This is a genomic window from Nocardia grenadensis NBRC 108939 (genome assembly GCF_001613445.1).
Taxonomy (GTDB): Bacteria; Actinomycetota; Actinomycetes; order Mycobacteriales; family Mycobacteriaceae; genus Nocardia; species Nocardia grenadensis.
Genome location: NZ_BDCJ01000018.1, coordinates 93,717 through 106,678 on the forward strand (window position 1 = coordinate 93,717; position 12,962 = coordinate 106,678).

Consider the following 12,962-nt stretch of genomic DNA (forward strand, 5'->3'; position numbering starts at 1 on the left):
CCCGCGTACGCCGCGAGATGGACCCCGGCAACGACCGAGGCCGCGCCCCCACGGGAGCGCGGCCTCGGTGTCGGTGCCGGTTACAGGTACTGGCCGGTGTTCGACTCGGTGTCGATCGCCCGGCTGGCACTGGCGTTCTTCCCGGTGACCAGTGTGCGGATGTAGACGATCCGCTCGCCCTTCTTACCCGAGATACGGGCCCAGTCATCCGGATTCGTGGTGTTGGGCAGGTCCTCGTTCTCGGAGAACTCGTCCACGATCGAATCGTAGAGATGCTGGATCCGCAGACCCGGGTTACCGGTGTCGAGCACCGCCTTGATGGCGTACTTCTTGGACCGGTCCACGATGTTCTGGATCATGGCGCCGGAGTTGAAGTCCTTGAAGTACAGGACCTCCTTGTCGCCGTTGGCGTAGGTGACCTCCAGGAAGCGGTTGTCCTCGCTCTCGGCGTACATCCGGTCCACCACCCGCTCGATCATCGCGCGGACGCAGGCCACCTTGTCGCCCTTGAACTCCTCCAGATCGTCGGCGTGCAGCGGCAGCCCCTCGGTGAGGTACTTCGAGAAGATGTCCTGCGCGGATTCGGCGTCCGGCCGCTCGATCTTGATCTTCACGTCCAGGCGGCCGGGCCGCAGAATCGCGGGATCGATCATGTCCTCACGGTTGGAGGCGCCGATGACGATGACGTTCTCCAGCCCTTCCACACCGTCGATCTCGCTCAGCAGCTGCGGTACCACCGTGGTCTCCACATCCGAGGAGACACCGGAACCACGGGTGCGGAAGATCGAGTCCATCTCATCGAAGAACACGATCACCGGCGTCCCTTCCGACGCCTTCTCCCGGGCCCGCTGGAAGATGATCCGGATATGGCGTTCGGTCTCACCGACGAACTTGTTCAGCAGCTCGGGACCCTTGATGTTCAGGAAGTAGGACTTCGCCTCCTTGGCATCCTCGCCACGGGCCTCGGCGATCTTCTTGGCCAGCGAGTTCGCCACCGCCTTGGCGATCAGCGTCTTACCGCAGCCGGGCGGACCGTAGAGCAGCACACCCTTGGGTGGGCGCAGCGCGTACTCGCGGAAGAGATCCTTGTGCAGGAACGGCAGCTCCACGGCGTCGCGGATCTGCTCGATCTGGCGCCCGAGACCACCGATGTCCTCGTATCCGACGTCGGGAACCTCTTCCAGCACCAGATCCTCGACCTCGGCCTTGGGGATGCGTTCGAACGCGAACCCGGCCTTCGTATCGACCAGCAGGGAGTCACCGGGCCGCAGCTTGCGGATCGGTGAGTCCGGATCGGCCAGATCATCGGCGTCGGCGAGTTTGGCCAGTGGACCGGACAGCCAGACCACCCGCTCCTCGTCGGCATGCCCGACGACCAGCGCGCGGCGGCCTCCGTCGAGGATCTCCCGCAGCGTGCCGATCTCCCCGATCGCGTCGAACATGCCGGCCTCGACCACCGTCAGCGCCTCGTTGAGGCGGACGGTCTGGCCGTAGGCCAGGGTCGTGGTCTCGATGTTCGGCGAGCAGGTCAATCGCATCTTGCGGCCGGAGGTGAAGACGTCGACGGTCTGATCCTCGTACACCCCGATCAGAATCCCGTAACCGCTCGGTGGCTGACCGAGCCGGTCGACCTCCTCACGCAACGCGACGAGCTGCTGCCGCGCTTCTTTCAGGGTATCCATCAGCTTGGTGTTGCGAATGGTCAGCGAATCGATACGGGCTTCCAATTCCCGTGTGCGATCCGGTGAGTCGGCGAGTTGCCTCCGGAGTGCAGCCGCTTCGGCGCGTACTGCCTCGAGTTCTCTCCAGGCCGCCGAATCCGAATTCTCGATGGGGCTCATGTGCTGCTCCTCCCAGTCCCGGTCTATCAACGCTACCGGGCGCGGCCCGTTTGCGCTGTCCGACACGATTTCGTCGTGATCACATCTGGTCCGCGGCCCTCTGCAGGTCACACCATGTTAGCCTCCCCTAACCCAACAATGGTGGGCACGCTCACCGACTAGCCGAAAGGTTGCCAGATATGCAACTTCCCGCACGGACACGGCGATTGTCCCGCGTCGCGGCGGCTACCGCCGCGGCCGCCGCCCTGGCGCTGGGCCTCACGGCCTGCGGGTCCGACGACGGCGGCGATACCGCCGCCGCCAGCAGTGTCGCGGTCTCCACCAGCGCCGCGGCGCACGACCACGATGACGATCACGGTGAGACCGCGCCCGCGCCCACCGCGGCGAGCCTACAGGCCGGCCTCGAGCAGATCACCAACCCGGATATCCCGGTGGACGAGAAGGTGAAGCTGATCGACGACGGCGAGAACCGGCGGGACATGCTCGAGAAGCTCAATGCCGCCCTGCAGACCTATCGCGGGATCAGCTACCAGGTCGACGAGGTCACCGTCGACGGCGATACCGCCACCGGCCGGACCACCATCACCAGTCCCTCCGGTCAGAGCGCACCGCCCATGCCGCTGACCTGGGAATACGAGGACGGCACCTGGAAGCTGTCGGACGCGAGCGCCTGTGTGCTGTTCGGGTTCGCGCAGCTCCCCTGCTCCCCCGCCTGACCACGACGGGGCCACGGGAGCCGGTGATCCGGCCCCGTGGTCCCGCGACCGTCCGTAGCGCCCGCTCAGCCCTTCGACGGCCGGCGCTGCGGTTTCGGGGTGACCACTCCCTCGGCGAGCCGCCGCGCGCTCACCAGAAAGGCCGTATGGCCCTGCATCCGGTGCTCGGGACGCACCGCCAGGCCCACCACGTGCCAGCCGCGCACCATCGACTCCCAGGACCGCGGTTCGGTCCAGCACTGCTGCTCACGCAGGGCCTCCACCAACCGGGAGAGCTGGGTCACCGTCGCGACGTAGACCATCAGCACCCCGCCGGGCACGATGGCCCGCGATACGGCCGGTAGCGCGTCCCACGGCGCCAGCATGTCCAGCACCACGCGGTCCACCCGCTCCCCCTCGTAATCGGCCACATCGCCGACGGTGAGCTGCCAGTTCGCAGGCCGTTCGCCGAAGAAGCGCTCCACATTGCGGACGGCGTGCTCGGCGTGATCCTCGCGGATCTCGTAGGACACGACCGCCCCGTCCGATCCCACCGCGCGCAGCAGCGAGCAGGTCAGCGCGCCCGACCCCGCCCCCGCCTCCAGCACCCGGGCACCGGGGAACATATCGCCCTCGTGCACGATCTGCGCGGCGTCCTTGGGGTAGATCACCGCCGCCCCGCGCGGCATGGACATCACGTAGTCGGTCAGCAGCGGGCGCAGGGCCAGATACGGCGTGCCGTTGTTGGAATGCGCGAGGGTGCCCTCGTCGGCGCCGATCAGGTCGTCGTGGGCGATGGCGCCGCGGTGGGTGTGGAACTGTTTACCCGGTTCCAGCAGCACCGTGTACAGCCTGCCCTTGGCGTCGGTCAGCTGCACGCGGTCGCCGACGACGAATGGCCCGGTCCGTCTGGCCGTCATGGATCTCCGTTCCCGATGAGGACTGCGCCCGGGACGATCACCGGGCGCGGCACCGTGTCGGTGCCGCCGGATAGCCTGCCAGGTATGTCAGCGCCACCGAGCACGCCCCCGGCCGGTTCCGGCCTCGAACCGGCACCCGCCTCCGCCCGACCGGCGTTGTCCCCTTCGCGCGCAGCCGATTTCAAACAGTGCCCGCTGAAGTACCGGCTCCGCACCATCGATCGCATTCCCGAGCCGCCGACCCGCCAGGCGGTGCGCGGCACCGTCGTACACGCCGTTCTCGAAGATCTCTATGCCCTGCCGGCCGCCGAACGTGATCCCGACCGCGCGAGCACGCTGGCCGAACCGGCCTGGACCCGGGTGCTGGCCGAACGCCCCGAAGCGGCCGAACTCCTCGCCACCGGCCTCGCCGTCGCGCCCTTCCTCGACGAGGTCCGCGCCCTGGTGCGTACCTACTACCGGCTCGAGGACCCCCGCCGGTTCGATCCCGAATCCTGCGAGACCCGGCTCGAGGTCCACCTGCCCGACGGCGCCCCGCTTCGCGGTTTCGTGGACCGCATCGACGTGGCACCCAGCGGCGAACTGCGGGTGGTGGACTACAAGACCGGCCGGGCGCCGGGGCCCACCCAGGAGACGCGGGCGCTGTTCCAGTTGAAGTTCTACGCGCTGATGCTGCTGCGCACCCGCGGCGTGGTTCCCACCCAGCTGCGGTTGATCTACCTGGCCGACGCCGAACTGCTCACCTACACCCCCGACGAGGACGAACTACTCCGCTTCGAACGCACCCTCACCGCCCTGTGGGACGCGGTGCGCGCAGCGGGCCGGACCGGAGATTTTCCGCCGAATCCGAGTTGGCTGTGTGATTACTGCGCCTACAAAAGCCTGTGCCCGGCATTCGACGGCACGCCCCCGTCCTACCCCGGCTGGCCCGCGGACGACGAACCCCCGGCCGAATCCTTCGCCGAATCGGTATCGGATTGAGACTGTGTTCATTTGCGCGCCTCCGGCGCGCGGGTCGGGGCACTGTGACCCCGATTCTTCCCTCCTCCGCTCAGTCGCTGCGTCGGTCCAGAATCGGGGGCGGGCCCCGACCACTGAGGTAGACCATCCGGAATAGACAGAAGGTGCAGGCTGTCGTGCTCCTCGACCAGTCCGGGGAGGCTCACAGCACTGTAAGTGCTCAATGGTCACCGATCCATGGATGGTCGGCTGCACACGCTCGGTCACTGCGCTCCTTCACCCCGTCAGTTCAGAATCGGGGCGGGCCGAGACCTCAGTGGTCGCCGCCGTACGAGCAGTCGCCGACATGTGCCAGGACCGGGACGGAGAACCGGCACAGCGCTGATTCGGGCTGGGTAGGGAGGTCCGGGGTTATGCCGCTCACGCAAGGTGACAGCCCACAACACACATCACGGGCGCTCGGCGCCGAGTCGGGCCTCGGCGCCGAGTCGGAACAGACCGTCCCTACGCCCGCTGATTCAGAAAGCGCGGCAGGAGCGGATATCGGTGGCCAGGATGGCCCGCGCGCCCAGTTCCGCCAGCTGATCCATCAGCTCGTTACCCTGCCTCCGCGGCACCAGCGCCCGGACCGCGACCCAGCCGGGGTCGGCCAGCGGGGCGACCGTCGGGGATTCCAGGCCCGGGGTGAGCTCGGCGGCACGTTCCAGCAGGTTCTTCGGGCAGTCGTAATCGAGCATCAGGTATTGCTGAGCGAACACCACGCCCTTGACCCTGGCGATCAGCTGGTTACGCGCCCGGTCGCGCTGGTCGGACCCGGCTCGTTCGATCAGCACGGCCTCCGAATCGCACAGCGATTCACCGAAGGCGACCAAATTGTGCTGGCGCAGGGTGCGGCCGGAGCCGACCACATCGGCGATCGCATCGGCCACCCCGAGCTGGATGGAGATCTCGACGGCCCCGTCCAGCCGGATCACCTCGGCTTCGATCCCGCGGCGCGCCAGATCCGCCAGCACCAGGTTGGGGTAGGAGGTGGCGATCCGCTTGTCCTGCAGATCCTCGACCTTCCAATCCTGGCCCTGCGGGGCGGCGTAGCGGAAAGTCGAACCGCCGAAGCCGAGCGAGAGCCGCTCGTGCACGGGTGCGCCCGAATCCAGTGACAGATCGCGGCCGGTGATCCCCAGGTCGAGTTCGCCGGAACCTACGTAGATGGCGATGTCCTTGGGCCGCAGGAAGAAGAACTCCACCTGGTTGGCCGGATCGAGCACGGTGAGATCGCGGGAGTCGGTGCGTTTACGGTAGCCGGCCTCGGTGAGGATGGCGACCGCGGATTCGGAGAGTGCGCCCTTGTTGGGTACTGCGACGCGCAACATGATGGTCCTTTCGGTCGGAGGAACGGTCGGGGCGTCTACAGATGTCGGTAGACGTCCTCCAGCCGCAGCCCGCGGCCCACCATCAGAACCTGCACCCAGTAGAGGAGCTGGGAGATCTCCTCGGCGAGCGCCTCGTCGCCCTCGTGTTCGGCGGCCAGCCACACCTCACCGGCCTCCTCCAGCACCTTCTTGCCCTGGGTATGGACGCCCGCGTCCAGCGCGGCGACGGTGCCCGACCCGGCGGGGCGGGTGGCTGCGCGATCCTGGAGCTCGGCGAACAGGGCCTCGAAAGTCTTCACGGCAGGTCATTGTTTCAGACCACCGCCACACGACTCCGCCCGAGTGGGCGCCACTGTGTCGTGGCACCCACTCGGGCGACCGGCGAGTACCGCTCATGCTGTGCCTATCGCGCATGAGCGAGGGCCCCTACGTGGTCACACTGCGCTACCGCCTCCGGGCCCGACTCGCTCATGCTGTGCCTATCGCGCATGAGCGAGGGCCCTACGTGGTCACACTGCGCTACCGCCTCCGGGCCCGACTCGCTCATGCTCCGGAGAGCAGCGCCTCCAGTTCGGCGACGGCGGTGCGCAGGTGCCCGGCGAACGCGTGCATCCGATCGGCGACAGCCGCCGGGGTGGCCAGGTAAAGATTCCACCGGTCGGGCAGCAGTACGTAGGCGATACCGATGCATTTCGGGCTGGTGGACCCGAAACCGAAGTAGCTGATGTTCACCGACGGCGCGGAGCTGGTGCTCAGATAGTCGTCGCGCAGGACGGTCCAGCCGGGGCTGGAGTACAGCGGAATCGGGTCGGTGACGCCGAGTTCGGCGCCGCGGCGCCGCTGGATCCATTCGAGTTCCCACAGATGCTGTTCCGGCGCCGCACCGGACTGGCACTGTTTCGCCCGTTCCACATGCGCGGTGGCGGCGGCGCGGGCGGCGGCCAGTTTCGCGGCGTTATCGGCCGTCGGGTCCGTCATGGTGTCGGCGAAAGTCACCATCTCCGGGGTCACCACCCGCATCGCCTCGGTGCGGCCGTTGCGGTACTGCCTGGTGGCGATGGATTCGTAGGTGGCGCCGGTGACGCCTTTACTGCGCCGGTGCGCCAGCTGGTAGCTGAGCTGAGCGAACGCGTCCGGGGAGATACCGAGCTGTTTGGCCCGGGCGGTGCCGAAATCGGTGAACGAGACCACCGTGGTGGCATTGTCCGCGGCGTACTGCCCGAACGCCGACCCGGCCGCGACCACTTCGGCCTGCTGCTCCGCGTCGAGTCGGAACTCGATCGGCTCGGCCGGCGGCAGCCCCTGCTCCCGCGCCCCGGACCGCTGGAGATGTTCGCCGACGGGGGTCTCCAGCAGGGTATCGACGAAGGACAGGATCGTGGTGCCGTCCAAGCCGCAGTGTTCGACATTGATCCCGGCCCGGCCGTCGGCGAAGACGATGAACGAGATCGACTTGTCGAACCACCGGTTGGCGCTGTCACCGTGCAGTAGCGTGTCGGCGGCGTGCAGGTCGTCGCGCGGGGCGAAATCCTCGAGGCAGACGGCGAACAGCGCCGTTTCGATGGTGTCGAGCGCTTCGGCATTGTGCGGGTCGGTCAGCAGCCGGGCGCGGGCGCGGGCCCAGTCGGCGCGCGCCGCGGTGGTCAGCTGTCCCACCGAGGTCCCCGCCGGGGCCGGCTCGGTGGCCGATTTCAGGATCGTGCGCAGACCCGCGGTCACGTCCTCGAAGGCGTACGGGTCGCCGTCGGGCCCGAGAACATCCAGCCGGAACATGGCTCCGCGGTGCAGTACGAGGATATGCCGGGCGGTGGACGGGCCGGGTTCGGCCTCGCTGTAGGGCACCCGCACGGTGTCCTGCTCGAGGCCGGGAATCCGGGTCTCGGAGAACAAGTACTTGTTCTGCCACATGGACAGGCGCTGCCCGCGCTGGGTGATCGGCGGGATCTCCTCCCGGTCCAGGGCCAGCTTGTAGTCGACCGCGGCGGCGACCAGCGCGGCGGCGTGTTCGGCCTGGCCGGCCGCGGTGGAACTCGCCAGCGCCGTATCGTCACGGAACAGGAAGAAGAAGTTGGCGTTCAACGCGATCCGGTCCCGCCGGCCCAGGTAGCGCGAGGGCCAGAACCGGTCGAGCCAGCTGCCCACGCCCGGGGTCTCGTCGTATTCGCGCAGCGCGGCGTGCAGCACGCGGCCGGGGCCGCCGGGGCGTAGCAGATCCGCCACGGCCGCCTCGGTGGCGGCGAGCTGCTCGGTGGTCAGCAGCGGGGTACACCACTGGACGAAACGCGCGCAACTGTCCTCGAGGGTCGGCAACGGGACCCTCGGGAGCTGATCCTCGGCGGCGAAGGTGGGTTCGGTCAAGTCGTTCTCCGGTTCGGTTGTCGGTCGTCGGGTTCGCCCGGCGTCAAGCCATGGATTCGGGCGCCGAAAGTGGCCGGGACACATAGAGATTGGCATACAGCCAACCGTCGTTCTCCAGGCCGGTGGTATCGATGCCGTTACCGGCCAGCGTACTCAGCACCTGCTCCTGCTCGGCCGCCGAGGCGAACCTGCGCTGGGCGAACTCGCCGGGCATCCGCTCGGTGCGGTAACCCAGGGCGGCCAGCTCCGCCTCGATGGGTTCGAAACCGTACATACGCAGCACGAAATGGGCCATCCAGGGGCGCCGGTCGGGATGGGCCGTGGCGATGCGCACGATTGTCTTCTCGGTGACATATCCGATACAGCCGGTCGAGACGACCAGGTCCGCCGAGGCGAGGATCGCGCGTTGTTCGTCGCTGGGGTCGGTGGCCTCGAGGTCGGCGTGCACCACGGCGTCGAGCAACCCCGCCGCGCGCGCGTAGTCCAGTGCGGGCGCGGAGGCATCCATACCGAGGAACCGCACCCCGGGCAGCGCGTGGGCGCCGGCCGGCCGGGCGCGGTCCCGCGCGATCAGCTCGTCCGTATCCATGTCGCCGTCCGCATACCATCCGGCCAGCTCGGCGAGGGTGGTATCCCAGCGCAGCAGGGCCGCGTTCACGCCGTAGGAGCAGCCGATATCCAGCACGCCGGGTGCGGCCCCCCGGGCCGCGGCGCATTCGGCGATCTGCCGCCACAGATGCGGTTTCGCCAGTTCCGGAATGCGATAGCCCAGCTCCGACATCCGCGCGTAGTAGTCGCGTGGGTCGGGCCTCGAGTAGATGTCGTCGAAGGATGCTTTCCCGGTGGTGTGCAACGGAACTGGCACGGTGTGTTCCTCTCCTCGGGCGGTATCCACTCGATCGCGTCCGGTCAATCGAGCAGCCGGTCACCCCGGACGGCGTCGGCCGCGGCGAGATGATCGGGGAGCACCCGTCCGAACAGTTGACGGGTGCGTTCCACGGTGCCGATGACACCGGGACGGTCGCTGTAGGCGAAGATCGCCGTATGCCGCGCGGCCGCGCCCGCCACCGGGGAGACCCGGTGCAGCGAGAAGCGGCCCTGGAAGAGTTGCAGATCGCCCGGGCGCAGTACGAGGCGCCGGATGAGACGTTCACCCGATCCGGTCAGGACCGCGTGCACATCCGCCAGGTTCTCGGCCTGCGGGGAACGGATACCGGGACAGTATTCGAAAACGCCACCCATCTCGGGGGTGGCGGTCAGCATGCTGACGGTGAACTCGTTGGTATCGAAATGCCAGGGATGCGATTGCCCCGGGGAGACCACATTGAGAACCAGCCCCGCCAAGGGGTCGGCGAATTCGTGCAGCCGGTCCCGGCCGAAACAGTCGGCGAGGAAACGCTGGAACAGCACATCGGTGTACAGGCGGTGGATGAGCGCGTCGGCGGGGATGCGGTCGCGCGGCACGAAGGCGTTACCGCGTTCGAACACGATCCGGCCGGGATGGCCTTCGGGTAATGCGCTGTCGAGCGGGATGTTGTAGGCGTTGACCCGCTCGGTGCGATAGTAGGCGTGCGGCGCCATCCGCTGCCCCTGCTCGGCGAGCAGGGCGTGCAGTTCGGGCCGGATGAACTCGCGCAGGACGGTGCAGCCGTCCTCGGCGAGATCGGCCCGGGCCGCCGCCACCGCGGCACGCCGGCCGGGGGAATCGGGCTCCGCGAGCGGGTAGCGGGATGTGTCGACGATGTCGTTCAAGGTCACCGTGGCGGCCATAGCGACATTGTTATCGGACTGTCTGCGACACGCCCGGGGTTTGCCGGAGACAGCAGGTGAGTCCGGTCACGGACCGTTCGGTCTTGTTGTTCCACAACATCGTTCGCGACCGCTGTTCGTCCCTGATCACAGCGTTGGCGACCGATACGGCGCGAAAAGCAGCCCATCATCGGATGTCCGGGCGCGCGGACCCGAACGGCACCGTGTGGGGAGCACATTCGTGTACCTGCTGGAGGACGAGCAGGCGGTACATCGTCGAGGGTCGGGGGGCACACGAGTAGTTCGTCGTCGTCCCGGCACAGCGCGGCCGTGACCGTGGTGAGAACCCGTGCCGATCCGAGATTTGTGGATACCGCCCGGGGGGAAGTGACCTGTTCAGGACACGGAAGGATCGCCCGCGGCGACCGCGCGGCAGGTCCGCAACACCTCGTCGAGGTCGGTGTGCGACAGCCCGATCAGACTGTCGCGGTGCACGCGGGACGGGTGCGCCTCGACGGGGATCTCACACGGCACCACCAGTACCGCGCACCCCGCGGCCGTCGCGGCCGCCACCCCGGTGACGGAATCCTCCACGGCCACACAATCACCGGGCTCGAGGCCGAGTAGCTCTGCCGCCCGCAGATACACGGCCGGGTCCGGTTTCCCGTGCGGAACCTCGTCACCGCAGACCGAGACGTCGAAGCGATCGCGGCCCAGGGTCTCCAGCGCCAGCTCGGTGAGGGACCGTTTGGTGTTGGTCACCAGCGCGGTGGGCAGGCTCGCGGCACGCACCATCTCCAGCGCTTCCACCGCGCCCGGCCGCCACGGAATCGGCCCGCTCATCAGTTCCGTGACGCGCTGTTCCAGGAAATGTCCGGCCGCCGCCACGGCCTCGGGCTCCGGGGGCAGACCGAGCTCGGTGAAGATGATCCGCAGCGCGTTCGCCCCGGACGCCCCGATCAGGGCGTGCCGGATCTCCTGGGTCATCTCCCGGCCCAGTTCCCGCGCCAGCTCCCGCACCCCGATATCCCAGAGCTTCTCCGAATCGAGCAGGGTGCCGTCCATATCCCACAGCACTCCGGCAACCCGGTTCATATGTACGGCCTTTCGTCGCGGTCGGTCACATCGTCTGTGCCCGGGAGACCCGGAACCCCCGGCCGACCCTCGCGGGCGCGTGGCCGGTGGGAAGGTCTCGGGCGGCGGCTCACTGCAGCTGGGACGCGGTGATCACCAACTGGCCCCCCTCCGGTACCACCTGGAACGACCGGCTCTCCGACTGCACGGAACCGTTGCTCATCGTGTAGGTGATGGTGGCCACGGCCGAGCCGGTGCCCGACGGCGTCACCGCGCCGATGCTGACGGCGGAGATGGTCGACCAGAAGCGGGTGTACTCGGCGTAGCCGCCGGTGGTGGCCTGGTATGCGGGCGAGAGCTGGGACCAGGCAGCGGACGGGTTACCGGGCAGCAGGCCGTAGTACCCGCGGACGAACTGTTCGACGCGGGCCGCCGAGGGCGGACCGGTCTCCGCCGTGGTGGTCGGCGACGGTGTGGTGGTCGACGACCGGGCGGTGGTCTCCGTATCCGATTCGGAGGCTTCGGAGGCGAGTGCCTGTGAGGTGTCCGGGCCGAGCGCCGCCGGATCGTCGGGGTCGTCGCCGCCGGCGAAGTTCGCGAGGACCAATCCCGCGACGACCACCAGGATCAATGCGGCGGCACCCGCCAGCAGCGCCGTCCTGGTGCGGTTCCCGGAACCACCGCGGGCCGGTGCGGTTTGCGGCGCCGGAGCGGGGGCACCCGCCGGAACGGCCGCCGCGGCGGGCGGCGGGGCACCGCGGAACGCCGGCGGGGTGCCGCCCGGCGGCGGCACCGGGGCTGCGGCAGCGGCGTCCGGCGACAGCGGGGTGGTCGCGGCCGCATCGGCGGGCAGGATCTTGGTGGCGGCGGGGGCCACCGGATCGACCGGTTCCGGTGCTCGCCCGGCGGCCACCTCCTCGAGCATGACCTGCGCCTCGTGCATGGTGGGACGGATGGCGACCTCGGTCGCCAGCAGGCGCATCAGCACCGGCCCCAGGGCCCCGGCGCCGGCGGGCGGTTCGACCTGTCCACCGGCCACCGCGTGCAGTACCGCCAGCGGATTGTCGCCGTCGCCGAAGGGCGGGCGGCCGGTATGCGCGTGGTACAGCGTGGATCCGAGCGCGAACACATCGGAGGCGGGTATCGGCTGCTCACCACGGGCGACCTCGGGGGCCAGATACGCGGGGGTGCCGGCCAGGAACCCGGTGGCCGTGACGGTCACATCGCCGGTGGCACGCGAGATTCCGAAATCGGTGATCTTCACCGTGCCGTCATCACCCACCAGCAGATTCGCCGGTTTCACATCGCGGTGCACGATTCCGGCGTCGTGCGCGGCCGCCAGTGCGGCCGCCGCCTGGGCACCGAGTCCGGCGACCTCGAGCGGGCTCATGGTGCCGTCGAGATTCAACCGGCTCGCCAGGCTCGGCGCGTTCATGTACTCCATGACCAGCCAGGGCTGGCCGTCCTCTTCGGCGACATCGAACACCGAGATGGCATTGGGGTGGTGCAGGCGCGCGGCGATCCGGCCCTCGCGCAGTGCGCGTTTGCGCGCCTCCGAGGTCTGCTGCTCGGTCAGGTTGGGTCCGAGCAGCACCTGCTTGACCGCGACGGTGCGCTGGAGCCGGATATCGAGTGCCCGCCACACCACCCCCATGGCGCCGGTGCCGATGGGATCCGTGAGCCGATACCGTCCGGCGATCAGCCGATCCTTGGTCATCTCTGTCGTGGCCCCTTCTGTTCGCCGCCGAGTCTTCCAGCACTCCGCGCGTCACAGGCGGCTGCCTACGGTTCCGCTCCGGCCCGGCGCGACCGAACCCCCCGACAACATTGTCGAGACTTCTGATTCGGCGGTAACCTCAGCGGAAATTCCCGGAAATCCTACGCTCCGGCACCCGGAAGCCGCGCGGGCAGTAGGGGTTTACCGAGCCCGTCGCACCCCGATCACCTGCGTTTTCGATCTCTGACGGCGGTTCGGAGCAGCCGACCCACCGCATG

The 12,962-nt window shown here is 68.6% G+C and carries 11 protein-coding genes; 2 read left to right on the top strand and 9 right to left on the bottom strand.

Going from position 1 to position 12,962, the window contains the following annotated elements; genetic code table 11:
* Positions 1-80: 80 nt before the first annotated feature.
* Positions 81-1,841: a proteasome ATPase gene (gene arc, locus NGR01S_RS19235; RefSeq protein WP_063038736.1), complete on the bottom strand. Its 1,761-nt coding sequence runs from the start codon at positions 1,839-1,841 to the stop codon at positions 81-83.
* A 179-nt stretch (positions 1,842-2,020) separates the two neighbouring features.
* Between arc and NGR01S_RS19240 the strand changes: the two genes are divergently transcribed.
* A complete protein-coding gene (locus tag NGR01S_RS19240) occupies positions 2,021-2,557 on the top strand; it encodes a nuclear transport factor 2 family protein (protein WP_063038738.1) in 537 nt (178 codons plus the stop codon).
* A 65-nt stretch (positions 2,558-2,622) separates the two neighbouring features.
* Here the strand turns inward: NGR01S_RS19240 and NGR01S_RS19245 are convergent, their stop codons facing one another.
* Entirely contained in the window at positions 2,623-3,456 is an 834-nt protein-coding gene (locus NGR01S_RS19245; protein WP_063038740.1) for a tRNA (adenine-N1)-methyltransferase, read from the bottom strand.
* 84 nt (positions 3,457-3,540) lie between these two features.
* On the opposite strand from NGR01S_RS19245, the gene NGR01S_RS19250 reads away from it, so the two are divergent.
* Positions 3,541-4,437, top strand: coding sequence for a RecB family exonuclease (locus NGR01S_RS19250; RefSeq protein ID WP_063038742.1), 897 nt, complete (start codon positions 3,541-3,543; stop codon positions 4,435-4,437).
* A 497-nt stretch (positions 4,438-4,934) separates the two neighbouring features.
* On the opposite strand, the gene hisG is transcribed toward NGR01S_RS19250, so the two are convergent.
* From hisG to NGR01S_RS19285, 7 genes are all read right to left on the bottom strand, one after another.
* Positions 4,935-5,786: an ATP phosphoribosyltransferase gene (hisG, locus tag NGR01S_RS19255; RefSeq protein WP_063038744.1), complete on the bottom strand. Its 852-nt coding sequence runs from the start codon at positions 5,784-5,786 to the stop codon at positions 4,935-4,937.
* A gap of 35 nt (positions 5,787-5,821) precedes the next feature.
* Positions 5,822-6,085, bottom strand: a complete 264-nt coding sequence (locus tag NGR01S_RS19260; RefSeq protein WP_030521337.1) for a phosphoribosyl-ATP diphosphatase — start codon at positions 6,083-6,085, stop codon at positions 5,822-5,824.
* Positions 6,086-6,329: 244 nt separating this feature from the next.
* Complete coding sequence (locus tag NGR01S_RS19265) at positions 6,330-8,144, bottom strand: choline/carnitine O-acyltransferase (protein ID WP_063038746.1); 1,815 nt, start codon at positions 8,142-8,144, stop codon at positions 6,330-6,332.
* A gap of 43 nt (positions 8,145-8,187) precedes the next feature.
* The gene (locus NGR01S_RS19270; protein ID WP_063038986.1) at positions 8,188-9,009 is read right to left on the bottom strand and encodes a class I SAM-dependent methyltransferase; all 822 of its coding nucleotides are present in this window, start codon (positions 9,007-9,009) and stop codon (positions 8,188-8,190) included.
* A 44-nt stretch (positions 9,010-9,053) separates the two neighbouring features.
* Positions 9,054-9,914: a HalD/BesD family halogenase gene (locus NGR01S_RS19275; RefSeq protein ID WP_063038747.1), complete on the bottom strand. Its 861-nt coding sequence runs from the start codon at positions 9,912-9,914 to the stop codon at positions 9,054-9,056.
* Positions 9,915-10,289: 375 nt separating this feature from the next.
* Positions 10,290-10,988 carry an HAD family hydrolase gene (locus NGR01S_RS19280; protein ID WP_063038749.1) on the bottom strand — a complete coding sequence of 233 codons (699 nt, stop codon included), beginning with the start codon at positions 10,986-10,988 and terminating at the stop codon, positions 10,290-10,292.
* Between the two features lie 109 nt (positions 10,989-11,097).
* Entirely contained in the window at positions 11,098-12,684 is a 1,587-nt protein-coding gene (locus NGR01S_RS19285; RefSeq protein ID WP_063038751.1) for a serine/threonine-protein kinase, read from the bottom strand.
* Positions 12,685-12,962 lie beyond the last annotated feature (278 nt).

Coding starts and splice junctions, on each gene's coding strand:
- NGR01S_RS19275 (WP_063038747.1), bottom strand. CDS start 9,914: ATGGCCGCCACGGTGACCTTGAACGACATCGTCGACACATCCCGCTAC.
- NGR01S_RS19245 (WP_063038740.1), bottom strand. CDS start 3,456: ATGACGGCCAGACGGACCGGGCCATTCGTCGTCGGCGACCGCGTGCAG.
- arc (WP_063038736.1), bottom strand. CDS start 1,841: ATGAGCCCCATCGAGAATTCGGATTCGGCGGCCTGGAGAGAACTCGAG.
- NGR01S_RS19285 (WP_063038751.1), bottom strand. CDS start 12,684: ATGACCAAGGATCGGCTGATCGCCGGACGGTATCGGCTCACGGATCCC.
- hisG (WP_063038744.1), bottom strand. CDS start 5,786: ATGTTGCGCGTCGCAGTACCCAACAAGGGCGCACTCTCCGAATCCGCG.
- NGR01S_RS19240 (WP_063038738.1), top strand. CDS start 2,021: ATGCAACTTCCCGCACGGACACGGCGATTGTCCCGCGTCGCGGCGGCT.
- NGR01S_RS19280 (WP_063038749.1), bottom strand. CDS start 10,988: ATGAACCGGGTTGCCGGAGTGCTGTGGGATATGGACGGCACCCTGCTC.
- NGR01S_RS19250 (WP_063038742.1), top strand. CDS start 3,541: ATGTCAGCGCCACCGAGCACGCCCCCGGCCGGTTCCGGCCTCGAACCG.